Origin of the sequence: Amycolatopsis azurea DSM 43854 (assembly GCF_001995215.1) — a bacterium.
GTDB classification, from domain to species: domain Bacteria; phylum Actinomycetota; class Actinomycetes; order Mycobacteriales; family Pseudonocardiaceae; genus Amycolatopsis; species Amycolatopsis azurea.
The window spans coordinates 93,953-118,676 of record NZ_MUXN01000018.1 but is presented as its reverse complement, the minus strand read 5'-3'; the positions used below and the strand labels follow the sequence as shown (position 1 = coordinate 118,676).

Genomic DNA, 24,724 nt, shown 5'->3' with positions numbered 1-24,724 from the left:
GCCTACTTCACTACGGTTGCCGCATGACCTACGGGCAACCGCAGTACGGGTACCCCGCTCCTGCGAAGAAGTCGAAGACCTGGCTGTGGATCACGCTGACGCTGGTCGTGGTCCTGGTCGCGGGCGGTGTCGCGTTCACCGGCTTCGTGACGCCGGGGTTCTTCAAGGCCAAGTCCGACACCACCTCGCGCGCGACGCCGGAGCAGCTGAGCCAGTCGTTCGTGAACGGCGTCGCCGAAGACAGCGCGAGTCAGCTCTGGTGCGCGATCCGCTCGAAGCGGTCCTACGCCTTCGAGCAGCTCATGGGCGTCTCCGAAGGCGCACAGCTCAGCACGCCCGCGCACCAGCGTGCGGCGCAGGAGTACTCGGCCGCGTTGACCACCGGTGGCCAGACCGTCGGGATCGCGATGATCCCCGGCGAAGGCGGCTGGTGTGTGCGTGACGCCAAGGTCGGTGGCGAGCCCGAACCGCTTCCGAGCGTCGAGACGCGACCGGCGCCGCGCCCCGACGTCAAGACCGGGGAAGAGGCGGGGACCAAGTTCGTCGACGCGATCAACGCGCGCGACATCCCGGCGGCGTTGTCCGTGCTGTGTGAAAAGGTGCCCGACACGACCCGCGACGGCGTCCAGCAGATCATCCACGGCGACGCTCGCTACACCGTGACCAGGGCCGATGTGCTGACCACCGCGAAGCAGACGATCCTGCACCTCGACGGCCTGATCGACGGCGTCCAGGCACCAGGCCGGGTGGAGACCTCGGACGACGGCGAGGGTGGCCCCTGCGTCACGTCGTTCGCGCCCGACTCCGACTGAGCTCGCACCGATCCTTCGACTGGGGGATGCTCAGAGCGCGGCGTTGGGCCAAGATGAGCCCATTGGCGGGGCGTCAACACCGGGCGAGCAGCAGGAGGCACCGTGGCCGATCAGGACTCCTTCGACTACGTGATCGTCGGCGCGGGCAGCGCGGGATGCGTACTGGCGAACCGGCTGAGCGAGGATCCGTCGGCGCGGGTGCTGCTGCTCGAAGCCGGTGGCGAGGACGACGCCGACGAGATCCACATCCCCGCCGCGTTCCCCGGTCTGTTCAAGACGAAGTACGACTGGAACTACGAGACGGTCGAGCAGAAACACACCGGCAACACCCTGTACTGGCCGCGCGGGAAGACGCTCGGCGGCTGCTCCTCGATCAACGCGATGATCTACATCCGCGGCAACCGCGCCGACTACGACGGCTGGCGCGACGCGCACGGCGCCGAGGGCTGGGGTTTCGACGACGTCCTGCCGTACTTCAAGCGGGCCGAGGGGAATCAGCGGCTCGGTGGGCCGCTGCACGGCACCGACGGGCCGCTGAACGTCGAGGACCGGCGCTTCACCCACGAACTTTCGCTCGCCTGGGTGGATTCCGCCGTCGCCTGGGGCCTCAAGCGCACCGACGACTTCAACGGCGAGACTCAGGAAGGCGCCGGCGTCTACCAGGTGACGTGCAAGAAGGGCCGTCGCTGGTCGACGGCCGACGCGTACCTGCGACCGGCGTTGGCGCGGCCGAATCTCACCGTGCGGACCCACGCGCAGGCCACCCGCGTCGTCTTCGAAGGCACCCGCGCGGTCGGCGTGTCCTATTTGGACAAAGGCACGGAAACGACGGTCCGCGCGACCACCGAAGTCCTGCTGAGCGGCGGTGCGGTGAACTCGCCGCAACTGCTGATGCTGTCCGGGGTCGGACCGGCGGAACACCTGCGGGAGCACGGGATCGACGTCGTGGCCGCGCTTCCCGGCGTCGGCGAGAACCTGCACGACCACCCGGCCTGCGGGATCATCTGGTCGACTCGCGGCTCCACCGACCTGGTGGACGCGGCGACGCCGGGCGGTCTGGTGCGCTACCAGCTCACCAAACGCGGTCCGCTGGCCTCGAACATCGGCGAGGCGGGCGCGTTCTTCCCCGCCGCGGACGGTGTTTCGCCGCCGGACATGCAGATCCACGTCGCGCCGACGTTGTTCTACGACAACGGGATGCGCGAGCCGACGGTGCCGGGCTTCACCTCCGCGGCGACACTGGTGGACGTCGCGAGCCGGGGACGGCTGCGGTTGAAGTCGGGGAATCCCTTGTGGAAGCCCGAAATCGACCCGGCTTACTACGCGGAGTCCGTCGACATGGAGAAGATGCTGGCCGGGATGCGCGCCCTGGTGGAGATCGGGAAGTCCGGTCCGCTGGCGCGGTACCTCGACAAGCCGTTCCTGCCGGAGCGGCACGACCTGACCGACGGCGAGCTGGCCGACTACGTGCGCGAGAAGACGCAGACGCTGTACCACCCGGTGGGCACCTGCTCGATGGGGACGGGCGAGAACGCCGTCGTCGACCCGTCCCTGAAGGTGCACGGGGTGGACGGCCTGCGGGTGGTGGACGCGTCGGTGATGCCCGTGGTGCCGCGCGGGAACACGAACGCGCCGACGATCATGGTCGCCGAGAAGGCCGCGGATCTCATCCGGGGCCGCGGCTGAAGGGGACTTTCCCCGCATCAGACGCGGCGAAGGGAGCTTTCCCCGCATGAGATGCGGGGAAAGTCCCCTTCAGCTCAGCGCTTTCCGTGCAGGACGGTGATCAGCTTCGCCACCAGCGCGTCGGTCTTTTCCTTGCGGGAGAACGAGGTCAGCACGATCGGCGCGGTGAACCGCTGGCGCGCGACGGCCTTCGGGCGGGCGAACTCGCGCAGGCCCTCGGGGCCGTGGATCCGGCCGAACCCCGAGTCGCCGACGCCACCGAAGGGCAGCGAAGCGATACCGGCGAAGGAAAGCGGCGCGTTGATCGACGTCATGCCGGTGCGCAGGCGGGCGGCCAGTTCGAGGCCGCGCGACTTCGAGAACACCGTCGAACCGAGGCCGTACTTGGTGTCGTTGGCCTTCTCGACGGCCTCGTCCATGTCGCGGACCTTGGCGATGGTGACGGTCGGGCCGAACGTCTCCTCCTTGACCGCGCTGGAGTCCTCCGGCACGTCGACCAGCACGGTCGGCTGGACGTAGCGGTCGCCGACCGCGTCGACGCCGCCGACCAGCGCCTTGCCGCCGCGTTCGATGGCGTCCGCGATGTGGCGCTTGATCACCGCGAGCTGCGAAGGCATCGTCACCGGGCCGTACTGCGCGGCCTCGTCCGAACCGGCCCGCACGTCCTTCGACTTCTCGACGACCTTCGCGACGAACTCGTCGTGCACGCTTTGATGGACGTACACGCGCTCGACGCCGATGCAGGTCTGGCCCGAGTTGGAGAACGCGCCCCAGACGGTCGCGTCGGCGGCGGCCTCGAGGTCGGCGTCGGCATCGACCAGGACCGCGTCCTTGCCGCCCGCCTCGATGATCACCGGCGTCAGCGTCTCGGCGGCCGCGGCCATGATCTTCTTGCCCGTCCCGGTCGAACCGGTGAAGGCGATCTTGTCGACGTTGGCGCCGACGAGCGCCGCGCCGGTTTCGCCGAAGCCGGTGATCAGCTGGAGCACCGGCCATTCCGGGACGACCTCGTTGAAGGCGTCGACCAGCCATTTCCCGACGCCGGGCGTGTACTCGCTCGGCTTGAAGACGACGGTGTTGCCGGCGGCGAGGGCGTAGGCGATGGAGCCGAGCGGGGTGAACACGGGGTAGTTCCAGGGGCCGATCACGCCCACGACGCCGAGCGGCTGGTACTCGACCGTCGCCGCCTGGTTCGACATCATCAGCCCGGCCGCGCGGCGCTGCTTGCCGAGGATCTTGCGCGCGTTCTTGCCCGCCCACGCGATGTGCTCGATGGCGAGGACGCTCTCCAGCTGCGCGTCGGCGATCGGCTTGCCGGTCTCGTCCCGGACGACCTGGCACAGCTGCGGCAGCCTGCGGGTGATGACGCCCTTCCAGCGGCGCAGCCGTTCGGCGCGACCGTCGTAGCCGAGCCCGGCCCACCATTCGGCGGCGTCCTTCGCGCGCGCGACGGCGGCGCGGACGTCCTCCCCGGTGTGCACGGGGTAGGTGCCGACGACCTCGTCGGTCGCCGGGCTGAGGGAATCGAAGGTCTCCCCCACGCTGTGCGCGGTCGGCTTCGGCTGGACTGCGGTCATCGACTTCTCCCGTGTCTCGGCTCAAAGCCCAGGCTACGACGTTACTGACGGCGTGCCAATAGCTCGCCTGGGGCGGGCCACCAGCATTACACAGGAGACGAGAGCCGCAAGGACTCCGAGCAGCGGGGCCAGCCGGATCGGCAGCACGCCGATAGCCAGCGAGCCCAGCCCGAACCCCGACGCCTGCACGGTGAAAGCCAGTGAGAAGCCTTCCGACCGGCGGCGTTCCGGCAGCAGTTTCTGCAGGTTGACCGAGGAAACGGCCATCAGCGGGCCGGTGCACAGCCCGATCAGCGCGACCCCGCCGAGCAGGCCCGCCCAGCCGAGGCCCGCCGACACCACGATGCCGCCGAGGACGAAGCCCCCCAGGAACAACCGCGGGTCACCGACCTTCCCCCATGCCGCGTAGAGCGCGCTCCCGGTGATGCTGGCGGCGCACAGCACGACGATGACGACGGCCGTCGCCGAATCGGGCGCGCCGAGGCGCTGGACGAGCGGCAGCAGGCCGACCTCGATGGTCGACAGCAGCAGCCCGACGGTGAACAACCCGGCCAGCCAGGGAACACAAGCGGCGATGGGGAGCACCTGGTGCTCGACCGTCCTTTGTGGATCACGGGCGATCGTCCGCCGCGGCACGAGCAGGGCCGCGAGCAGGGCGACGACCGCCATCGCGAGCACCGGGACGACCGGGCCGGACGTCGCCAGGAGCGCCACCAGCAGCGGGCCGCCGACGATGACGCCTTCCATGATCATCGCGTCGACCGAAACGGCGCGCGGCAGTTCGTCTTCGGTCACCGTCCCGGCGAGCAGCGTCCGGAAACCGCCGCTCAGCCCGCCCGCGACCAGGCCCGGCGGGATCGCCAGCGCGAGCAGCACGAGGTCCGGGGCGCCCGCGGAGGCGACCGCGGCCAGCAGGAACAGTCCCGCGGCGACCAGCGGCAGCAGCACAATGAGCCCGCGGGCGGGCCCGACACGGTCGAGCAGCCGCCCGGTCGACACGGCGCCGACCATCTCGGCGGCGACGAAGACGGCCATCATCACCCCGCCGAGCCGGTACGAACCGGTCGTCGCGGTGGTCAGCACGGTGAAGGCCAGTGGCGCCATCGTGGCGGGCAGGCGATTCAGCTGGACCCCCGCCGACCAGCGCCAATACCCGGAATTTCGGAGCAACGTCATGCCGGTGGACACTGCCGGAGAAGCACTGGCCGGAACCATTGATTAGGGAATAGCCTAATTGGATGCTCGAGCTCGTCCTGACCGCCGAGAGCGCCAACCGCGTGCGCTTCGGCATCTCGCCGCTCGACGAGACCATGGGCGCGATGCAGACCCTGCTCGGGCGGCGCGGGCATCCGAGTCATCTGCCGTGGCTGCGCGAGGCCGCCGCGAAACTGCCGGACCTCCCCGTCGGCGAGTTCGCCAGGGTGATGAGCGCGCGGCACTACATCACCGACTTCCTCAGCCCGCCGCCGACCGGACCGGAGACCACCGCGTCCGCCCAGCTCGCCGAAATCCGCCGCACGCCGCCGGAACAGGTCGCCCGTGAACTGTCCAAAGTGGACGCGGACCTGAGTGGGCTCCCCGAAGACCCGGCCGTGGCGAGGGACCTGCTGGCCGAGCAGATGGGGATCGCCTGGACCGAACTGGTCGAACCGCACTGGCCGCGGATGCGCCGGTTCCTCGTCGCCGACATCGAGGAACGCTCACGACGGCTGGCCGCCGGCGGGATCGCGCTGGTGCTGGAGGACATCCACCCGCGCGTGCGGCTCGTCGACGACGTCCTGGTGATCGAGATGAAGGAACGCGGACGCGTCCACCTCGACCGCCGCGGTCTGCTGCTGATCCCCGGCGTCTTCGCGTGGCCGTCGGTCGGCGTGATCACCATGGAGCCGTGGCAGCCTTCGCTGCTCTACCCGGCCCGCGGGGTCGCCGAACTCTGGTCGGATCCCGAACGCCCGCCCGGCGCGCTCGCGGGAGTGCTCGGCCGGACGAAAGCCGCGCTGCTCGCGACGCTCAACGAGCCCGCGAGCACCACCGAACTGGCCCGCAGGCTGGACTTCTCCGCGCCGACGGTCTCACAGCATCTGACCGCGATGCGCGCGGCGGGCCTGCTCGACACACGGCGGCGAGGCCGCGAGGTGCGTTACCTGCGCACCGAACTTGGCGACGCCCTGCTCCGGGCATAGGCTGGAAAACGACCTACCGAGAAGGAGAACACCGATGCGTATTGTCCACTTTGGACACGCTTGCACACTTCTGGAGACCGAGGGCGCGCGGATCCTGATCGACCCCGGCACCTTCTCGATGGGGTTCGAAGGCGAACGCGAGCTGGACGCCATCCTGATCACCCACCAGCATTTCGACCACCTCGACGCGGACAGGCTGCCCGCGTTGCTGGAGGCGAACCCCGGCGCCCAGCTGATCGTGGACCCGGGATCCGCCGAAGCCGTGCGGAAGATCGGCGCCGAGTTCCAGATCGCGAACCCGGGCGACGCCTTCGGCATCGGCTCCAGCGGCGTCAACGTCGTCGGTGGCGAGCACGCGGTGATCCACGAGGACATCCCGGCCATCCCGAACGTCGGCTACATCGTCGACCACGGCGCCTTCTACCACCCGGGTGACTCGTTCTTCGTGCCGGAACAGAAGATCGACGTCCTCGGCCTGCCCACCGGCGCCCCGTGGCTCAAGGCGGGCGAAGCCGTCGACTACCTGCGCGCCGTTTCGCCGCGCCTCGCCGTCCCGATCCACGAAGCCGTCCTCGCGCGGCCGCAGATGCACTACGGCCTGTTCGCGAACCTGGCTCCGGAGGGCACCGAGGTGAAGGTGCTCGACGTGGGCGAACCCGTGAAGCTTTAGGAGCGGTAGGCGAGTTTCCGTACCAGGATCTCCGCCGGTCCCCGGTAGCCCTTCCGGTGCATCCAGTACGCGACGACGACCGAGAGCAGCCACACGCCGAGCCCGCAGGCGGCCGCCACGAACGTCGGGTTCTTCTCCTGACCCCCGAGGCCCAGCATGAACGGCGGCGCCAGGATCAACCACGCCACCGACTGGAACAGGTAGGCGCTCAGCGTGCGCTGCCCGAGGGCGGAGATCGCGGTGACGACCACGTTGCGGCGCTTCTTGCCGACCGCCATGCCGATGAGGCCGAACAGGCTGAGGTAGCCGATCGCGCCGAACACGCCCGCTCCCTCGTACAGCATCTTGGCGAACGCGGCGGTGTCGGCGTCGAACCCGATGTAGTCGCCGGCGAAGAGACCCATCGGCAGGGCGCCCGCGATCGCGACGCCGAATCCGCCGAACAGGCCGACGAGGAGGACCTTCCGGTTCGGTTCCTCCAGCAGGCGCTTCTTCGCGGCCCAGGCGCCCACCCAGACGAAGAGGATCGACGGCAGCAGGACCAGCGTGATGGACGGCCATTCCCCGAGGCGCTCGCCCAGGGCGTCGCCGTACGTCGGCGCCAGGGAGGACTTGTCCTCGGGGGACGGGACCGGCGCGCTCCCCGAGTTCCCGGTGAGCACCAGGTACATCAGCACGGCGAGATAGCAGAGGGCGAAGACCAGGTAGAAGGCCGGAAGCCGGTAGAAGCCCTTGCCGCGTCGCAGGAGCAGCAGGGTGAACACGACACCGATGACGCCGTACGCGCCGAGCACGTCACCGGAGAAGAACAGCACCCCGTCGACGGCGCCGAAGACCAGCAGCCACGCGTGCCTCCGGAGCAGGACGCCCCGCGTCCGGGGCCACGACTCTCCCAGCGATTGCTGGCGATCCGCGAACTGCACCATCCCGTAGCCGAGCATCATGCCGAACAGCGGCAACGCGCACGCGTGCACGAAGACGAACAGCCCGACGAAGTACGGCTGTTCCAGGCCCTGCGGGGTCTGGTCGACCCCTGGCGAGTTCCCCAGGAAGATGCTCGCGGTATGCGCCAGCGCGACCAGCAGTAGCGCGAAACCCCTGGCCAGATCCGGTGCGAGCACTCGCTCGTCGGTCGGCAACGACTTCATTGTTCCCCCATCGAAGACCTTTAGTATCCAACGTACACTAATTAGTGTCCGACGGATATTAAAGCCGGGGCGAGGGCGGTCAGTGCGCGTCGATGAGAGCGGCGACGCCGTTGAGGAGGACGTCGAGGCCGAAGGCGAATTCGGGGTCTTCTGCCTGCTCGGGAGCACCCAGGGAGGTCAGGAAGCCCACCGCGTCGGGGAACCGCTCCGGGTCGATCAGCTCGGCGAGCCCCTTGCCGTAGGCCTGTTCGGCCTGCGCCTGGCTCAACCCGCTGCCCTTCCTGCCCTCGGCGAGCTGGATGGCCTGCGCGCACGCGAGGCGGACATAGCCGCTGACCAGCACGAGGACCCCGCCTTTGGTGCCCCAGTCGAGACCGGTGCCGCGCAGCGTCCGCAGGATCGCGTCCATCCAGGCGACCGCGTGCGGACCGGCGGGCGGACCGGACAGCGGCAGCTCGACCAGCCACGGATGCCTCATCAGCACCTCGCGGTTGGCCTCGGCCAGCGCGGTCAGCTCGGCCCGCCAGTCACCGGTGGGCTCCACCTGTGGCGGGTCACCGACGGCGAAGTCGGCCATCAGCTCCAGCAGTTCCGGCTTCGAGCCGATGTGGCGGTACAGCGACATCTTCGTGACGCTCAGGTCCTTCGCCACGTTCGCCAGCGTCACGTTCGCGACGCCTTCGCGATCGGCGAGGGCCACCGCGGCCGCGACCACGCTGTCGACGTCGAGCACCGACGGCCTGCCGCGGGTCGGGCGTTCCGAGCGACGCCAGAGCCGCAGCAACGTCGCCTGCGCGTCACCCCGGTCGGCGTCGTCGGTCATCCCGTCAATCTAGTTGCAGCGACCGCGGCCGGGAGAGCGAGCCGTAGGTGGTCCCGAAAGCGCGGTTCTCCAGCGAGACGTCGACGGCGTCGAGGAACGCCTGCCGCAGCCCCGGCCGGGCGAGATCGGCGGCGTCGATGCCGAGCCGGACGAGCCCGCCGCGGCGCGCGGCCCTGGCTGCGGCCAGCACCAGCGCGAAACACCGGACGGTCTCCGTCCGGTGCGACGGGCCGCCGAACTCCTGCACCCTCGCGCGCCGGACCTCGCCGGACACCAGGTCCCGCACCGAGACCAGGTCCGCGCACAGCCTGAACCCGTGCTCGCGCAGGGCCTGCACGGTGCCCTCCGACGCGATCCAGCGCGGCGGCGCGAAACCGTCGACGGCCATGCCGTTGGCGTCGAGCGCCGCCTTCGCCGCGATCAGCCGCAACCGCGCCTCGTGCGCGGGCAGTGCCGCGAACTCCGCGCGTTTGCCCAGCTGGACCGCGCGGTGGGTGGGCGTGATCCGGTGGTCGTAACCGTGCAGGAGGACGGAGTCGCCGTGAGCGCGGCGCGTCCGGACCCACTCGGTCACCGGCCCCTGACCGGTCCGGGCGGCGTAGAGGACGGACAACGGGACCTTGCGCCGGTCGAGTTCGGCCGCGAGGTCGGCACAGCGGTGCAACGTCCGGGTGGTCACGCCGGACAGGGAAACCAGCAAACGTGCGTCCACGTTCCCCATTGGGACAGACCGGCCTTGCGCCGGACTGACGACGGAGTGAACGCCGCAGGTCAGCCGGGCGAATCAGGTGGGCCAGTCGTCGAGCGAGCAGCCGGTGATGCGTTCGTAGGCGTCGATGTACCTCGCCCTGGTGGCGTCGACGAGCTCGTCGGGCAGGGGTGGCGGCTCCGGTCTCTCCAGCCGGTGCCAGCCCGACGCGGGCCCGGTCAGCCAGTCGCGCAGCGGCTGCTTGTCGAACGACGGGAGCGGGCTGTCCGGGGTGCGCCCGGCCGCCGGCCAGTAGCGCGACGAATCCGGGGTCAGGACCTCGTCGGCGAGCACGAGGTTCCCCTCGGGGTCGATACCGAACTCGAGTTTCGTGTCCGCGAGCAGGATGCCGCGTTCGGCGGCGAACTCCGCGCCGCGGCGGTACACCGCCAGCGTCGCCTCGCGGACCTCTTCCGCCCGCTCGCGGCCGAGCTGCCCGACCACGTCGTCGAACGCGATGTTCTCGTCGTGCGAACCGCGATCGGCCTTGGTCGCCGGGGTGAAGATCGGTTCGGGGAGCCGGGAGGATTCGGTCAGGCCGGGGGGAAGTTCGACGCCGCAGACCGTGCCGGTGGCGCGGTAGTCGGCGAGTCCGGTGCCGGTGAGATAGCCGCGGGCGACGGCTTCGAGCGGCAGCATCGCCAGCCGCCGCACCAGCAGCGCGCGGCCGCGGACCTCGGCGGGGATGCGTTCGTCGTCGTAGGAGACCAGGTGGTTGGGGAGGACATCGGAGAGGAGGGAGAACCAGAACACGCTCATCGCGGTGAGCACCCGCCCCTTGTCCGGGATGGGGGTGTTGAAGATGACGTCGTAGGCGGAGATCCTGTCCGAAGTGACGAGCAGCAGATGCTCGTCATCGACGGCGTAGAGCTCACGGACCTTACCGGCGGCGATCTTCGGGTATTCGAGCGTCGTCACGGCTGCACCCTAGCGATCAAGGATGATGGCTGATCATGCCGATCCACTGCGTTTCGTTCACGACCGACTACGGGCTGTGCGACGGATTCGTGGCCGCGTGCCACGGGGTGATCGCGCGGATCGCGCCGTCCGTCCGGGTGTTCGACGTGACCCACGAGGTCCCTCCGCAGCAGGTCAGGACCGGGGCCGAGGTGCTCGCCCAGACCGTGCCGTATCTGCCGGAGGGCGTCCATCTCGCCGTCGTCGACCCCGGCGTCGGCACGTCGCGGCGCGGTGTCGTGGTGGTGACCGAACGCGGAATCCTCGTCGGCCCGGACAACGGGCTCCTCATTCCCGCCGCCGAAACACTCACCGGGGTGATAGCGGCGTACGAACTCGCGGCCCCGGAGTACCGCCTTCCGGTGACGTCCTCGACGTTCCACGGACGCGACATCTTCGCCCCCGCGGCGGCGCATCTCGCGCTCGGCGTCGCCCCCGAGGACTTCGGGCCGCGCGTCGACGACCTCGTGCGCCTTCCGGACCCGTTCGTCGCGGTGTTCCCCGGCAAGCTGGTGGCCGAAGTGCTCACGGTCGACCACTTCGGCAACGTCCAGCTGGCCGCGAGCCCCGCCGACCTCGAACTGGCCGGGCTGGCGGGCACGGTCTCGGTCAGCAGCGAACACGTCCTGGTGAAAGCGCTGGTCGGCGACACCTTCGGCACGGTGCCGCCGGGCCGGAACGTGCTCTACACCGATTCCGCGGGGCGGCTCGCGGTCGCCGTGAACGGCGGTTCGGCCGCCGACGTGCTCGGGCTGGGACCCGCCCAGGAGTGCACGATCACCTCGTCGCCGACGGCCAGCTGACCCGGCCCGGTCACCGCCATCTTGATCCCGAACGACACCCCGCCCTCGGGTTCGCGCCGGTAGTCGGCGAGCGACCGGATCGGCTCGGGACCGGCCTTCTTGCCGGTCTCCTGATCGACCATCGGCACCGTGCAGCGGATGCAGACCTTGGCGTACCCCAGGTCGAGGCCACCGACGGTGAGCGCGCGGACGTCGTCCTCGCGATGCGGCTCCGGCCAGCCCGCGACGACGATGTTGGGCCGGAAGCGGTCCATCGGCACCGCCTCCGCGCCGCGCGACGCGATGCGCTCGTTCAGACCGTCCAAAGAGGACTCGGAGGTGAGCAGGATCGCGTGCGCGTCGGCGAAGGCCGCGGTGCCGGGGATCTCGCCGTTGGTGACGCGCTCGTGCTCCGGCGCGAGCCCGACGAAGACCGACGGCAGGCCCAGGACGTCGGAGAACCACTCCGCGGCCTCGTCGCCCTGATGGACGCCCTTGCCCTGCCAGGTGAACGTCGCCGCGGGATGGCGCGGCCCGTCCGTGACCGGCTCGACCAGCAGGTCCTCGACGCCGGGAGCGGTGAGCCGCAGCCGCGCGCCGTCGTCCAGCACTTCGGCCCCGATCGCGGCCATCACCGGCTGCTTGCGCTGGCTGCGGAACTCGCCCTCGGGGGACACGACCATCCAGGCCCGGTCGAACCGCAGGCCCGCCGGGGTGACGTCGGCCGTCGCGACCGACGTCCCCGCGCAGCCCTTGACCGGGTAATAGACCAGCTTCGCCACTCTCGCCATGGCCGCAGATTAGCGACTCGGGCCTCGTGAGTGGTAAGTGACGTTAGAACGACACTTACCACTCACGACCACCCCGACCCATGCCACACCGCCGCCCCCTCACAACACCTGCGACAGGAACCGCTGAAGCCGTTCGCTCTGCGGAGCGTCGAAGATCGCCTCCGGGGCGTCGTGTTCGACGATCTTCCCGGCGTCCATGAACGCGACCTCGTCGGCGACGCTGCGCGCGAAGCCCATCTCGTGGGTGACCACGAGCAGCGTCAACCCGCGCTCGGCCAGCCCGGCCATGAGGTTGAGGACGCCCTTGACCAGCTCCGGGTCGAGCGCGCTGGTCGCCTCGTCGAACAGCATGACCTCGGGTTCCATCGCGAGCGCCCGCGCGATCGCGACCCGCTGCTGCTGCCCGCCCGACAGCGCGCTCGGCCGGTACGGCGCCTTGTCGGCGAGGCCGACCTCGGCGAGGCGGGCGTGCGCGATCTCCGCCGCCTCCGCCTTGCCGAGTTTCCGCACGCTGCGCAGCGGCAGCGTGATGTTGTCCAGCACGCTGCGGTGCCCGAACAGGTTGAAGTGCTGGAACACCATCCCGACCCGCTGGCGCAGCGCGTCCGGGTCGGAGGAGATGACGCTCTCGCCGCCGAGCAGCAGGTCGCCCGAGTCGGGCTCCTGGAGGCGGTTCACGCAGCGCAGCAGCGTCGACTTCCCGGAGCCCGACGGCCCGACGATGCAGGTCGTGCGACCCTTTTCGACCTTGAGGTTCACACCCTTGAGCACTTCGAGGGTGCCGAACGAGACGTGGATGTCGCGGAGTTCGACGCTGGAAGAACGGACAGCGGCGGTCATGACATCGGCACCTTTCCGGCGTTCAGCAGTTCCAGATCGCCACCGTCGTCCTCGGCCCGGACCTTCTTGCCGGTGCGCAGCTTCTTGTCGATGAAGTTCACCAGATGCGTCAGCGGCACGGTGATCACCAGGTAGACGACACCGGCCGCGACCAGCGGCGACAGGTTCCCGGTGTTCGCCGCGAGGTCCTGCCCGATGCGGAACAGGTCACGCTGGGCGGCGAGGAAACCGAGGAAGTACACCAGGCTGGAGTCCTTGACCAGCGCGATGAACTGGTTCACCAGCGCGGGCAGCACGCGCCGCACACCCTGCGGGATGACGACGAGCGCCATGGCCTTGGTGTAGGTCATGCCCAGCGCACGGCTGGCCTCCATCTGTCCTTTTTCGACACTCTGGATACCGGCGCGGAAGATCTCGCCGATGTACGCGGCGGCGATCAGGCTCAGCGAGAGAATGCCCAGCGGATAAGGGTTCCGTGACAGCGACGGGATGAGGATCCCACCGCCCTGCCCGATCACCAAGATGGTCAGGATCGCGGGCAGGCCGCGGAAGATGTCGGTGTACACCCGGGCGGGCCAGCGCAGCCAAGCCTTGCTGGACAGGCCCATCGTGGCCAGCAGCATGCCGAGCACGGTGCCGATCAGCGCCGAGAACACCGACAGGATCAGCGTGTTCAGCAGGCCGGTCCCGAGGAGGTCCGGGAAGACCTCCCAGATGTACTCCCAGTTCAGGAAGGTGTTGAGGAAGTCGTTCACTTACTGCTGCCTGGCCTTGAATTCCGCGGGCACCGGCGCGTTCGGCTCGAACCGCTGGTGCACCTTTTCCCATGTCCCGTCGGCGATGACCGCCTTGAGCCCGGCGTTGATCTTGCCCGCCAGCGCCGTGTTGCCCTTCTTCACCGCGAAGCCGTGCGGGATCGTCGTGGTGATCGCCTTGACCACCTTGAGTTTCGCGTCCGGGTTCTTCGCCGCGTAGTCCTCGGCGGTCGCCTGGTCGAAGATCGCGCCGTCGATCGCGCCGGACTTCAGCGCGGCGAGGGCGGCGGCGTCCTGCGGGAACCGCACGGCCTGCGCGGTGGGCGCGTTGGCCACCAGCCAGCTGTCCGACACGGTGCCCTGGACGACGCCGATCCGCTTGCCCGCCAAGGAGTTCTCGTCCGTGATGGCGACACCTTCGCGGGTCTCGATGCCGAGCGACTGGTAGTTGTACGGCGCGGAGAAGTCGACGGTCTTGCGGCGTTCGTCGGTCTGCGAGATCGCCGAACTGCCGATGTCGAACCGGCCGGTGGCGACCTGGCTCAGCAGTGTCGCGAACTCGGTGGAGACGAACTCGAGTTTCAGGTTCTGGTTCGCGGCGATGGCCTTCAGCAGCTCGTTGTCGAAGCCGGTGAACACGCCGTTTTCCTGATAGGCGTTGGGCTTCGAGTCGCTGAGGGTGCCGACGCGCAAAGTGCCCGCGCCGGCGTCTTCACCGCCGCCGCACGCCGCCAGCACTGTCAGGAGGACAGCGCTGAGGGCGGCGGCGAGTGACTTCTTCATCGTGATCCTCACGCCTTGAACTGGTCCGGCACCGGTGCGGTCGGCAGGAACTTGTCGTGCAGCTTGACCCAGGTGCCGTCGGCGATGACCTGCTTCAGGCCCTCGTTGATCTTCGTCTGCAACTCGGTGTTGCCCTTCTTCACCGCGAAGCCGTGGGGCACGTCGGTGGTGAAGGACTTGACGACCTTGAGCTTGGCGTCGGCGCTTTCCTTGACGTTGGACTCGGCGATCGCCTGGTCGAGGATGTAGGCGTCGACGGCGCCGCTCTTGAGCGCGGCCAGCGCCGGGGCGTACCCGGGGAAGCGCACGGCCTGCGCGTCGGGCACGGTCGAGGTGAGCCACTTGTCGCCGACGGTCGCCTGGATGACCGCGACCCGCTTGCCGGAAAGGGCCTTCTCCTCGGTGATCGGCGAGCCGTCCTTGGTCTGGATGCTCATCACTTCGAAGTTGTACGGGCTGGAGAAGTCGACGTTCTTCTTGCGCTCGTCGGTCTGCGCGATGGCCGAGCTGCCGATGTCGAACTGGTTGTTCGCGACCTGGCCCAGCAGCGACGAGAAGTCCGTCGAAACGAACTCCAGCTTCAGGTTCTGTTTGGCCGCGATGGCCCTCAGCAGCTCGTTGTCGAAGCCGGTGAAGGTGCCGTTCTCGACGTAGACGTTCGGCGGCGCGTCGCTCAGGGTCCCGACGCGCAGGGTCTTCTCGGTGGCGGATTCGCCACCACCGCAGGCGGCGAGCACGGCGACGAGACCGGCGGCCAGCGTGGCGAGCAGTGTTTTCTTCATGATGGTCATGCCCCCGCGTTCTGCACGGGCAGGCCGGGGCCGCCCTGTTCGAGTTCCTTGGGCAGCGGCTCGGTCTTGAAGAACTGAGCGTGCAGGCGGGCGACGGTGCCGTCCGCCACGGCCTTCGCGAGACCGTCGTTGAGCTTCTTCAGCAGGTCCTTGTTGTCCTTGCGGACGGCGAACGCGGACGGCGTGTCCTTGGTCTCGACCGTGTAGCCGAACTCCAGTGCCAGGTCCGGGTTCTGGTCGATGTACTTCTGCCCGATGTCCTTCGGCACGACCCAGCCGTCGAGGCTGCCGCTCTTCAGCTGTGCGAAACCGGCGTTGTAGTCGGGGAACCGGACGACGTCGGCGCCGGGCACCTTGCCGCTCGCGAAGTCGTCCTGCACCGACGCCTGCACGACGCCGAGCCGCTTGCCGGTGTAGGCGCCGACGTCCTTGAGGCCCGCGCCCTTCTTGGTGACGATCGAGGTGAACCCGGTGCTGTAGCCGTTGCTGAACGCGACGGTCTTCTTGCGGGCCTCGGTGGTGGAGATCGTGGAGCTGCCGATGTCGAACTTGTTGGTGGCGACGGCGGCGAGCAGCCCGGCGAACTCGGTGCCGACGAACTCGACCTCGAAGCCCTCGCGCTTCGCGATGTCGCGCAGCAGTTCGTTGTCGTACCCGGTGAACGTGCCGTTCTCCAGGTAGATGGACGGCGGCGCGTCGGTCAGGGTGCCGACCCGGAGTTTCTGGCCGCTCGTGCTCGCGTCACCCGAGCCACAGGCGGCGAGGGCGAGGGTGGCCGCTCCGGCCGTGACGACGGCGACGATTTTCGACAGCGTGGATCTCATCGCTTCTTCCGTGGGTTCGGCGCGCAAGGCGCGATACAAACACGCCAGGCCGCCTCATGGGCGGCCTGGCGCTCCGGGTTCAGCGATCGAGATTAGGCATTTCGCCCGATCGAGTAATTTCGTCTCACTCTGTGAACACCCCGTGGTGGGGCTGCTCACACGTCAGAGAATCGGTGCCGGCGAGTAACCCGCGGCCTCCGGGAAACGCTCCAGGATGTCCGAGACGCGCGACGCGATCGCGGCCACCTGACGCGGCGCGACACCGGTGAACGAGATCCGGTCGGCGAGGAGTTTGTCCAGCTCACCGCGGTCGAGCGGGATGCGCTCGTCGGCGGCGAGGCGGTCGAGGAGGTCGTTCTCGGCCAGCCCCTGCTCCCGCATCGCGAGCGCGACGCCGACGGCGTTCTCCTTGATGGCCTCGTGAGCGGTTTCACGTCCGACCCCCGCGCGGACCGAGGCCATGAGCACCTTGGTGGTCGCGAGGAAGGGCAGATAGCGATCGAGCTCACGTCCGATGACCGCGGGGAAGGCGCCGAACTCGGCCAGCACCGTGAGGAAGGTCTCCAGCAGGCCGTCGAGCGCGAAGAACGCGTCGGGCAGCGCGACCCGGCGGACGACGGAGTCGGACACGTCGCCTTCGTTCCACTGGTCGCCGGCGAGCTCGCCGATCATCGACAGGTAGCCGCGCAGCACGACGGCGAGCCCGTTGACGCGCTCGCACGAACGCGTGTTCATCTTGTGCGGCATGGCCGACGAGCCGACCTGGCCCGGCTTGAAGCCCTCGGTGACCAGTTCGTGGCCCGCCATCAGGCGGATCGTCTTCGCCAGGCTCGACGGCGCGGCCGCCAGCTGGACGACGGTGGACAGCACGTCGAAGTCGAGCGAACGCGGGTACACCTGGCCGACGCTGGTGAACACGTTCTCGAACCCGAGGTGGGCCGCGACCCGCGACTCCAGTTCGTCCAAAGTGGACTCGTCGCCGAGCAGGTCGAGCATGTCCTGCGCGGTGCCGACCGGGCCCTTGATCCCGCGCAGCGGGTACCGGGCGATCAGGTTTTCGAGCCGGTCGAAGGCGACCAGCAGTTCGTCGGCGGCGGTGGCGAACCGCTTGCCCAGGGTCGTCGCCTGCGCGGCGACGTTGTGCGAACGGCCGGCCATCACCGTGTCGGAGTGCTCGACCGCGATCGAGGCGAGCCGGGCCAGCACCGCGCCGACGCGGCCGCGCACCAGCTCCAGCGAGCGCCGCACCTGCAGCTGCTCGACGTTCTCGGTGAGGTCACGCGACGTCATGCCCTTGTGGACGTGCTCGTGGCCGGCGAGCGCGTTGAACTCCTCGATCCGGGCCTTCACGTCGTGCCGGGTGACCCGCTCGCGCGCGGCGATCGAGTCGAGGTCGACCTGCTCCAGCACGCGCTCGTAGTCGGCGACGACGCCGTCCGGCACCTCGACGCCGAGGTCGGCCTGCGCCCGGAGCACGGCGAGCCAGAGCTCGCGCTCCAGCACGACCTTGCGTTCCGGGGACCAGAGTTCGACCAGCTCAGGCGAGGCGTAGCGGCCGGCGAGCACGTTGGGGATGCGGGGCTTGTCCGTCACGCGGCCAGACTAACCGGCGCTAGGCGAGGGCGGCCTGGAGCATCCGGGCGGCGGCGGCGCGAGGCTCCGGGTCGACCTCGATCAGCGCGTTGACCACGGCGCCATCGACCAAGGCGACCAGCCGCTCGAGCTCGGCGGCGTCCACCGGGGTGCCGGAGCGCGCGAAGATCTCGTGGAGCAGTTCGTACAGCTGCGCGGACAGCGTCCGCATCAACGGCCGAAGGTACGGACGGCGACCAGTGCCGACGAGGCGCTCGTAGCGCAGAAGGACCGCTTCGGCGTCGGCCTCGCGATCCGGGCGGAGCGGTCCGAGGAGCATGTCCAGCACCAGGTCGACGGTGGCCTCGACACCACGGTTGCGGGTCGCCAGTTCGTCGAGCTTGGTCCGCCCGGTCTCCAGTTCCTGGTTCGCGTGGTGCTCGACGGCGGCGGTGACGAGTTCTTCGAGCGAATCGAAGTAGTACGTCGTCGACGCCAGCGGCAGTCCGGCGCGTTCGGCGACCGCACGGTGCCGCACGGCGTCGAAACCGCCCTCGGCCAGCAGCGACGCGGCGGCCTCGATGAGCTCGGCACGGCGTCGCTCACCCTTCGGCGTGGTCGCGGCAGCGGTCATGGCGGGCTATTTTGCCAGGCGCCGTCAGTAGCGGGTGGCGAGCACGGCGGCGAACCGGTCGACATCGGCCGCGGAGAACGCGGACCCGCCCGTACCGTCGCCGAGGCTCACCACGATCACCAGCGATCCCTTGGCGGTGGTCCGCCGCCCCTCGGCCGCCCCCGTGGGCAGCACCGGGACGGACGCGCCCGCCGGGTAGACCGCGGTGGAAACCGTGCCGCCCGGCACCTGGAACCCCGCGGACCTGGCTCCCGTCGAACAGATGTCGCCGGGCGTCGACTTGGCGACATCCACGGGGACCGGGAGCTCGCCAGCGAGGGCGGTGGCGAGCTCCCGGTCCACCTGGTCGCACCCGTAGGTGCCTTCGGCCGATAGCTGGCCGGTCCTCTCTGGCCCGTCGCCCCCCTGCTGAGGCGGCGGGTTCGAGAAGTTCGAGGACTCCCCGTCTTGAGGACGTACCGAAGCGGCTCCGGGTTGCTTCGGCGCCGCGGCTTCGTCGTCGGATTTGGCGGCAGACCCCATCTGGAGCTCGGTTCCGCCGAGCACGCCGAACATGCCCACTCCGGCCAAGACCAAAACCAGCGCACTACAGGCCACGGCGATACCGTTTCGGCGTCGTGCAGTGGCGCGTTTCGAGGCGCGGACGACGTCGGCCGTGTCGAAGGTGGACGACGGCGCGTCACCGGGGGCGTCACGGAACAACGCCTTCAGGTCATTCTCGTCCATCCCGTGCCACCTCCTCCTTCTCCATGACCTGCCTGAGGTTCGCCAGCCCGCGCGCGGTCTGGCTCTTCACGTTCCCTTCGCTGCAGCCGAGCGCCTTCGCCGCCGCGCCGACGTCCAGCCCCTCGAAGAACCGGAGCACCAGCACGGCCCGCTGCTTCGGGGGTACTTCGCGCAGCGCGGCCAGCAGGTCTTCCCTGGTGACGACCTGTTCGCCGAGGTCGAAGCCGTCCTGCGGCGGTTCGGGCAGCTCTTCGGTCTGCCACTCCCGCCGCCACGGCCGCCTCGACTCGTCGATGGCCGCCCTGACCAGCGTCTTCCGCACGTAGGCGTCGGTCGCCGCCCGTTCCCTGATCTTCTTCCACCTCCGGTGCAGCGCGACGAACGCCGTCTGCGCGAGGTCGTCCGCGCGATGCCAGTCACCGCAGAGCATGTACGCGGTCCTGCGCACGGAGTCCCGCTTCGCGGCGAAGTACTCCGCGAACTCTTGTTCGTCGCGCTGGTTCACGCGGTTGTTGTCTCCGCTCTTGCCTCGTCGGTGGGTAGGACGGAACCGGGGGCGTCCACGGTTGCATGAGCGGGCGCGGCGGACCAGCCGGGGAGGAGGTTCATGGCGGGGCCGTCGATGTGATGTGATCGTACCGTGACCTCGCGCCCTCTCCCGTTGATCGATTTCCGCTCCGACACCGTGACCCGACCGGACGACGTCATGCGCCAGGCCATGGCGAACGCCGAGGTCGGCGACAACGTCCTCGACGGCGACCCGACCATCGGCGCCCTCGAACAACGCGCCGCGAAGCTCCTCGGCATGCCCGCCGCGCTCTGGACGCCGACCGGCACCATGGCGAACCTCATCGCGCTGTGCCTCCACCTCCGGCGCGGTGACAAGTTCCTCGCGCCGCGCGGCTCGCACGTGATCACCGACGAACTCGGCTCCGCCGCCTGGCTCGCGGGCGGCATGCCGGAGCCCCTCGAACACGACGCCGGCCCCGGACGGCCGACGCCGGAAACGCTTTCGGCCGCGATCGGCAACCCGCGCGGGCCGTACTACGCGCTGCGCACCCCGCTGCTGTGCCTGGAGAACACGCACAACTCGGCGGGCGGCGCGATCACTCCGCCCGACGAGCACGCCCAGCTGGTCGCGGTGGCGAAAGAAGCCGGGCTGACCGTGCACCTCGACGGCGCCCGCCTCTGGCACGCGTCGGTCGCGCTGGGGTTGCCGCCCGCGGCGCTCACGGTCGGCGCCGACACCGTTTCCGCCTGCTTCTCCAAGGGCCTCGGCGCGCCCGTCGGCTCGGTGGTCGCGGGCAGCGAGGAGTTCGTCGAGAAGGCGCGGCGGATGCGCCAGATGCTCGGCGGCGGCGTCCGTCAGGCGGGCGTGCTGGCCGCGGCCGGCCTGGTCGCGCTGGACCGCATCGGCGACCTGGCCGAGGCGCACGAGAACGCGACGCGGCTCGCGGCGGGGTTCGCCGAGCACGGCTGGGAGGTCAACACCCCCGAGACCAACATCGTGCAGGTCACCGCTCCCGACCTCCAGGGCAGGCTGGAGTGGCTGGCCGGGCTCGGGATCCAGACGCTGCCCAGCTCGGGCCGGATCCGGTTCGTGACGCACCGGGACCTTTCCGCGGCGGACATCGAAGAAACCCTTAATCGCATCAAGACCGGGGGCTGACCCATGAACTGGATCGTTTTCGACTACGGCGACGTCATCAGCAAGCACACCGACGCGCTGCCGGCCCTGGCCAAGGCCTTCGGCTTCGAACAGGCCGACTTCGAGCCGCATTACTGGGCCGAACGGGACCGGTACGACTCCGGCGGCTCGGACCTGGAGTACTGGCAGAACGTCGGCCGCGCGCTGAACGTCCCGGTCGACAAGGCTTTCGCCGACGAATTGACCCGTATCGACGTCGCCGGCTGGACGCACCTCGAACCGGACGTGCTCGAACTGCTGGAAGGACTGCACGAGGCGGGCGCGGCGCTCGCGCTGCTCTCCAACGCGTCGTCGACGTTCGGCCGTTGGGTGCGCGAGCAGGAGTGGGCCGGTCTGTTCCGCGTGAAGCTCTTTTCGGGCGACCTCGGCTGCATGAAACCCGACGAGAAGATCTTCCGGATCCTGCTCGCCGAACTCGGCGCCGAACCGGGCGACTGCCTGTTCTTCGACGACCGTCAGTCCAATGTGGACGGAGCGCGGGCGATCGGGATGAAGGCCGAACGCTGGGTCGGCGTGACAACAGCGCAATCCGCTTTCGGCTCTTCGGAGGAATAATTCACCCTCGTCATCCGTCCGCTTACGTGCGGTGAAGCGGATGACCTACGCTGGATACGTCCAAACCGATTGATCCGGTAGGTGCCCATGTCAGCGGACCAGCGCCCGTTCGTTCCGGTCGATTTCGACCGGCCGAGCATCGCGCGGGTCTTCGACGCGCTCTTGGGCGGCCAGGACAACTACGAGGCCGACAGGGCGGTGCTGAGCCAGATCCTGGAACTGGCGCCGGAATCCAAGGTCATGGCCAAGGAGGTCCGGCACTGGCTGGTCCGGACCGTGCGCTACCTGACCGACCGGGAAGGCATAGACCAGTTCCTCGACCTCGGCTCCGGCTTCCCGAGCGTGGAGAACACGCACCAGGTCGCGCAGCGGTACAACCCCGAGGCGCAGGTCGTCTACATCGACCACGATCCGGTGGTCCAGGCGCACGGCCGCGCGATTCTCGCGGCGAACGACTTCGCGCACATGCTGGGCTCCGACCTGACCCAGCCCACCGAGGTCGTCGAGGAACTCGCCCGCACCCACCGGCTGGACTTCGACCGGCCCGCCGGGCTGATCCTGTGCGCGATCGTGCACCACATCCAGGACCTCGACGAGGCGCGGAAGATCGTCCGCGCCTACGTCGACGCGCTCGCCCCCGGCTCGTTCGTCGTCCTGCTTCACCAGCACAACCCCGCCGATGGCTCCGAAGCGGCCGACCTCGCGACGTCGCTGGAGAAGCGGTTCAACGGCACGGGGCTGGACACGCTGTACCGCACGCGTGAGGAGATCGAGTCCTTGTTCGAGGGGCTCGAGCTCATGGAGCCCGGGCTGACCTACCCGCACCTGTGGTGGCCGGACGGTCCGCGCTTCACCCCGCTCGCGCCCGTGAACTTCACGTCGCTCGGCGGGGTGGCGCGCAAACCCTGACTCCTAGCGGAGCTGCTTCGGGGTGCCCTTGCCCTTGATCGCGCCATAGGCGGCCGTGCCGAGGAAGACCGCGCCGCCGATGACGGCGATCCAAAAGACGGCCTTCACGAGGAAACCGAGCACGGACCCGAGGACCATGAAGGCCACCCAAGCCAGGATCAGCCCGCCGACGATCTTCCAGAACATGGCATCCTCCGATTGCCTCACCGTGCCCGAGCGGGCCCGGTGAGTCCAGGTTGTCAGGCGGAACTCGCGAGCGCCTTCATTCTGCCCAACGTTCAGGGTGAATTCGGGGTTCCCCCTGACGATGTGAGCCAATCGCCGAGCCTGCGGACCCCCTCGTCGATGTCTTCGCGCGAGCCCGCGAAGGAGAAGCGCACGAACCTCCCGCCGTCGACGGGGTCGAAGTCGATGCCGGGGGCGATCGCGACGCCGGTCTCGGCGAGGAGTCGCTGGCACCAGCTGAGGCTGTCGTTCGTGTACGCCGAGACGTCGGCGTAGGCGTAGAAGGCGCCTTCGGCCGGGGCGAGCTTGTCGATGCCGATGCCCTTGAGGCCGTCGAAGAGCACGTCGCGGTTCTCGCGATAGCGCTCGACGTGGCCGTTGGCCTCGGCGTACGACTCCTCGGTGAACGCGGCGGTCGCGGCGTGCTGGGAGACCGCGGGCGGGCAGATGGTGAAGTTGCCGGTCAGGACGTCGATCGCGCGGTGCAGCCGCTGGGGCGCGAGCATCCAGCCGAGCCGCCAGCCCGTCATCGCGAAGTACTTGGAGAACGAACCGAGCACGAGCGCCTCGTCGCCGTACTGCCAGGCGCAGTCGAGTCCACTGCCGTAGGAGATGCCGTGGTAGATCTCGTCGCTGATCAGCTGCACACCGCGTGACGAGCACCAGCCGCTGATCGCGGCGAGTTCACCCGGTGGGAGGACGGTGCCGGTCGGATTGCTCGGGCTGGCCACGATGAGTCCCTTGATCGGCCCCAGTTCGTCGAGCAGCGCGACGGTCGGCTGGAAGTTCGTTTCGGGTCCGGTGGCGAACTCGACGACCTCGCAGCCGAGCACCTTCAGCAGATTGCGGTAGGCCGGGTAGCCGGGGCGCGCCATCGCGACCCGGTCACCCGCCTCGAAGGCGCTGAGGAACGAGAGCAGGAAACCGCCGGACGAACCGGTCGTCACGATGACGTCCTGCGGGCTCACCTCGACCGGGTACGTGCGGTTGTAATGCGCCGCGACGGCCTCGCGCAGTTCGGGGATGCCGAGTTGTTCGGTGTAGCCGAGGTGGTGGTCCTTCAGCGCCCGCTGGGCGGCTTCGAGCACCGGCCGCGGCGCCGGCGCGGACGGCTGCCCCGCCAGCAGGGGGACCAGATCGCCATGGCTGCGCTGCCGCGCCTGTGCCGCCGAAAGGACGTCCATGACGTGGAACGGCGGGACATCGGACCGTGCGGCGGGACCAGGGAAGGACATGGAGTGAGGCTAACCGGCCTTCGCGAGGAGAACCGAGAAACCGTCCAGGAGCCGTTGGAGGCCGAACTCGAAGAGCGTGTCGAGGTCGTAGTCGAACGGAGCACGCGACACGACACCGGCGAAGTTCGGGAAACGGCCTTCGGAGACCAGGTCCCAGAGGATCGGTTCGTGCACGGCGAGCCAGGCGTCGGCCGAGACCGCCGTCCCGGATTCGCTCTCGGCCTCGGCCTCGAAGTTGAGGGCGATGCCGCGTACGTGGTTGAAGATCGTGATGTGCGCGTACATGATCGTCGACGCCGGGAGGCCGTGACCGTCGAGCGCGCGGGTGGCCCAGTCCGCGTGGCTCAACAGGTTCGGCAGCGGCTGCGGGCGGGTGATCGAGAGCGCCTGCGCGAGCCAGGGATGCCGCCGGAACAGGGCCCACTGTGCCCTCGCCATCAGCTCCAGCTGCGCCCGCCAGCCGGGCGGCGGCTCGGGCGGGAAGCGGATCTCGCCGAGTGCCGTGTCGGCCATCTCGAGAACCAGCTCCTCCTTCGCGGTGACATGGCGATAAAGCGCCATCGTCGCTACGCCGAGACCGGACGCCACGCGGCGCATCGAGAGCGCGCGGATGCCCTCGGCGTCGGCGATCCGGATCGCGGCCTTCACCACCCGCTCGCGGGACAGCTCCGTGTCGGGCTTCGGTTCGGCCTTCCGCGTGCGGCTCGCGACCACCGTGCCCGCGCCGGGTTTGGCGATGACCAGGCCGTCCCGTTTGAGCGCGGCGAGCACCTTCGTCGCGGTCGCCATCGCGACGCCCCACTCCGCGATGATCTGCCGCGTCGAAGGGACCTTGTCACCTTCGCGCAGCTCCCCGGCGACGATCCGGTGGCGGATCTCGGCGGCGATCCGCAGGTAGGGCGGCTCGATCCTCGACATAGTGCACCTGACTCCGTTCCGGCTGCCGCACTACCTTGATCGCACTAGTGCACTGAAGTAAATCAGCTCGTT

The 24,724-nt window shown here is 69.3% G+C and carries 27 protein-coding genes; 8 read left to right on the top strand and 19 right to left on the bottom strand.

The window, feature by feature from the left end:
• Positions 1–23 precede the first annotated feature (23 nt).
• Together B0293_RS24510 and B0293_RS24505 are read left to right on the top strand one after the other, a co-directional pair.
• Positions 24–812, top strand: coding sequence for a hypothetical protein (locus B0293_RS24510; RefSeq protein WP_005152564.1), 789 nt, complete (start codon positions 24–26; stop codon positions 810–812).
• A 102-nt stretch (positions 813–914) separates the two neighbouring features.
• On the top strand, positions 915–2,498 hold the full coding sequence (locus B0293_RS24505) for a GMC family oxidoreductase (RefSeq protein ID WP_005152562.1): 1,584 nt from the start codon (positions 915–917) through the stop codon (positions 2,496–2,498).
• A 74-nt stretch (positions 2,499–2,572) separates the two neighbouring features.
• On the opposite strand, the gene B0293_RS24500 is transcribed toward B0293_RS24505, so the two are convergent.
• Both B0293_RS24500 and B0293_RS24495 read right to left on the bottom strand, forming a co-directional pair.
• Positions 2,573–4,075 (bottom strand): aldehyde dehydrogenase family protein, encoded by a 1,503-nt coding sequence (locus B0293_RS24500; protein WP_005152559.1) that lies wholly within the window; start codon positions 4,073–4,075, stop codon positions 2,573–2,575.
• 33 nt (positions 4,076–4,108) lie between these two features.
• Entirely contained in the window at positions 4,109–5,251 is a 1,143-nt protein-coding gene (locus tag B0293_RS24495; RefSeq protein WP_039916009.1) for an MFS transporter, read from the bottom strand.
• A gap of 62 nt (positions 5,252–5,313) precedes the next feature.
• Between B0293_RS24495 and B0293_RS24490 the strand changes: the two genes are divergently transcribed.
• Together B0293_RS24490 and B0293_RS24485 are read left to right on the top strand one after the other, a co-directional pair.
• Positions 5,314–6,258 carry an ArsR/SmtB family transcription factor gene (locus B0293_RS24490; protein WP_005152556.1) on the top strand — a complete coding sequence of 315 codons (945 nt, stop codon included), beginning with the start codon at positions 5,314–5,316 and terminating at the stop codon, positions 6,256–6,258.
• A 34-nt stretch (positions 6,259–6,292) separates the two neighbouring features.
• The gene (locus B0293_RS24485) at positions 6,293–6,928 is read left to right on the top strand and encodes an MBL fold metallo-hydrolase (RefSeq protein ID WP_005152554.1); all 636 of its coding nucleotides are present in this window, start codon (positions 6,293–6,295) and stop codon (positions 6,926–6,928) included.
• Here the strand turns inward: B0293_RS24485 and B0293_RS24480 are convergent.
• The 4 genes from B0293_RS24480 to B0293_RS24465 all read right to left on the bottom strand — a co-directional run bounded on the left by B0293_RS24480 (position 6,925) and on the right by B0293_RS24465 (position 10,565).
• Positions 6,925–8,076 carry a DUF418 domain-containing protein gene (locus tag B0293_RS24480; RefSeq protein ID WP_005152553.1) on the bottom strand — a complete coding sequence of 384 codons (1,152 nt, stop codon included), beginning with the start codon at positions 8,074–8,076 and terminating at the stop codon, positions 6,925–6,927. The two genes, B0293_RS24485 and B0293_RS24480, sit on opposite strands and share 4 nt — an antisense overlap.
• A 79-nt stretch (positions 8,077–8,155) precedes the next feature.
• Complete coding sequence (locus B0293_RS24475; protein WP_005152552.1) at positions 8,156–8,899, bottom strand: TetR/AcrR family transcriptional regulator; 744 nt, start codon at positions 8,897–8,899, stop codon at positions 8,156–8,158.
• A gap of 4 nt (positions 8,900–8,903) precedes the next feature.
• Positions 8,904–9,620: a DUF2334 domain-containing protein gene (locus B0293_RS24470; RefSeq protein WP_005152551.1), complete on the bottom strand. Its 717-nt coding sequence runs from the start codon at positions 9,618–9,620 to the stop codon at positions 8,904–8,906.
• A 63-nt stretch (positions 9,621–9,683) separates the two neighbouring features.
• Entirely contained in the window at positions 9,684–10,565 is an 882-nt protein-coding gene (locus tag B0293_RS24465) for a phosphoribosylaminoimidazolesuccinocarboxamide synthase (protein WP_005152550.1), read from the bottom strand.
• A gap of 35 nt (positions 10,566–10,600) precedes the next feature.
• Here B0293_RS24465 and B0293_RS24460 point away from each other — a divergent pair, with 35 nt between their 5' ends.
• On the top strand, positions 10,601–11,407 hold the full coding sequence (locus B0293_RS24460; protein WP_077241372.1) for an SAM hydrolase/SAM-dependent halogenase family protein: 807 nt from the start codon (positions 10,601–10,603) through the stop codon (positions 11,405–11,407).
• On the opposite strand, the gene B0293_RS24455 is transcribed toward B0293_RS24460, so the two are convergent.
• The 10 genes from B0293_RS24455 to B0293_RS24410 all read right to left on the bottom strand — a co-directional run bounded on the left by B0293_RS24455 (position 11,290) and on the right by B0293_RS24410 (position 19,607).
• A complete protein-coding gene (locus tag B0293_RS24455; RefSeq protein WP_039915953.1) occupies positions 11,290–12,177 on the bottom strand; it encodes an MOSC domain-containing protein in 888 nt (295 codons plus the stop codon). The genes B0293_RS24460 and B0293_RS24455 overlap by 118 nt on opposite strands.
• Before the next feature lie 99 nt (positions 12,178–12,276).
• Positions 12,277–13,017: an amino acid ABC transporter ATP-binding protein gene (locus B0293_RS24450; protein WP_005152546.1), complete on the bottom strand. Its 741-nt coding sequence runs from the start codon at positions 13,015–13,017 to the stop codon at positions 12,277–12,279.
• On the bottom strand, positions 13,014–13,772 hold the full coding sequence (locus B0293_RS24445; RefSeq protein WP_005152544.1) for an amino acid ABC transporter permease: 759 nt from the start codon (positions 13,770–13,772) through the stop codon (positions 13,014–13,016). Before B0293_RS24445 ends, B0293_RS24450 begins: the two co-directional genes overlap by 4 nt.
• Entirely contained in the window at positions 13,773–14,555 is a 783-nt protein-coding gene (locus tag B0293_RS24440; protein ID WP_005152542.1) for an ABC transporter substrate-binding protein, read from the bottom strand.
• A gap of 8 nt (positions 14,556–14,563) precedes the next feature.
• A complete protein-coding gene (locus B0293_RS24435; protein WP_005152541.1) occupies positions 14,564–15,337 on the bottom strand; it encodes an ABC transporter substrate-binding protein in 774 nt (257 codons plus the stop codon).
• A gap of 5 nt (positions 15,338–15,342) precedes the next feature.
• The gene (locus B0293_RS24430) at positions 15,343–16,170 is read right to left on the bottom strand and encodes a substrate-binding periplasmic protein (protein ID WP_005152539.1); all 828 of its coding nucleotides are present in this window, start codon (positions 16,168–16,170) and stop codon (positions 15,343–15,345) included.
• A gap of 162 nt (positions 16,171–16,332) precedes the next feature.
• Entirely contained in the window at positions 16,333–17,763 is a 1,431-nt protein-coding gene (gene purB / locus B0293_RS24425; RefSeq protein ID WP_005152538.1) for an adenylosuccinate lyase, read from the bottom strand.
• Between the two features lie 19 nt (positions 17,764–17,782).
• The gene (locus tag B0293_RS24420) at positions 17,783–18,376 is read right to left on the bottom strand and encodes a TetR/AcrR family transcriptional regulator (RefSeq protein ID WP_005152535.1); all 594 of its coding nucleotides are present in this window, start codon (positions 18,374–18,376) and stop codon (positions 17,783–17,785) included.
• Positions 18,377–18,400: 24 nt separating this feature from the next.
• On the bottom strand, positions 18,401–19,102 hold the full coding sequence (locus B0293_RS24415; protein ID WP_039915948.1) for a hypothetical protein: 702 nt from the start codon (positions 19,100–19,102) through the stop codon (positions 18,401–18,403).
• On the bottom strand, positions 19,089–19,607 hold the full coding sequence (locus B0293_RS24410) for a SigE family RNA polymerase sigma factor (RefSeq protein ID WP_005152531.1): 519 nt from the start codon (positions 19,605–19,607) through the stop codon (positions 19,089–19,091). The genes B0293_RS24415 and B0293_RS24410 overlap by 14 nt, the downstream gene beginning before the upstream one ends.
• 135 nt (positions 19,608–19,742) lie before the next feature.
• On the opposite strand from B0293_RS24410, the gene B0293_RS24405 reads away from it, so the two are divergent.
• The 3 genes from B0293_RS24405 to B0293_RS24395 all read left to right on the top strand — a co-directional run bounded on the left by B0293_RS24405 (position 19,743) and on the right by B0293_RS24395 (position 22,274).
• A complete protein-coding gene (locus tag B0293_RS24405) occupies positions 19,743–20,771 on the top strand; it encodes a threonine aldolase family protein (RefSeq protein ID WP_005152529.1) in 1,029 nt (342 codons plus the stop codon).
• Between the two features lie 3 nt (positions 20,772–20,774).
• The gene (locus B0293_RS24400) at positions 20,775–21,365 is read left to right on the top strand and encodes an HAD family hydrolase (protein ID WP_005152527.1); all 591 of its coding nucleotides are present in this window, start codon (positions 20,775–20,777) and stop codon (positions 21,363–21,365) included.
• 87 nt (positions 21,366–21,452) lie between these two features.
• Positions 21,453–22,274: an SAM-dependent methyltransferase gene (locus tag B0293_RS24395; protein WP_005152525.1), complete on the top strand. Its 822-nt coding sequence runs from the start codon at positions 21,453–21,455 to the stop codon at positions 22,272–22,274.
• A gap of 3 nt (positions 22,275–22,277) precedes the next feature.
• Here B0293_RS24395 and B0293_RS24390 read toward each other — a convergent pair whose 3' ends face one another.
• The 3 genes from B0293_RS24390 to B0293_RS24380 form a co-directional block, all read right to left on the bottom strand.
• On the bottom strand, positions 22,278–22,460 hold the full coding sequence (locus tag B0293_RS24390) for a hypothetical protein (RefSeq protein ID WP_005152523.1): 183 nt from the start codon (positions 22,458–22,460) through the stop codon (positions 22,278–22,280).
• Between the two features lie 92 nt (positions 22,461–22,552).
• On the bottom strand, positions 22,553–23,734 hold the full coding sequence (locus B0293_RS24385; protein WP_005152522.1) for a pyridoxal phosphate-dependent aminotransferase: 1,182 nt from the start codon (positions 23,732–23,734) through the stop codon (positions 22,553–22,555).
• A gap of 9 nt (positions 23,735–23,743) precedes the next feature.
• Positions 23,744–24,652 carry a TetR/AcrR family transcriptional regulator C-terminal domain-containing protein gene (locus B0293_RS24380; RefSeq protein ID WP_005152520.1) on the bottom strand — a complete coding sequence of 303 codons (909 nt, stop codon included), beginning with the start codon at positions 24,650–24,652 and terminating at the stop codon, positions 23,744–23,746.
• Between the last annotated feature and the right edge of the window lie 72 nt (positions 24,653–24,724).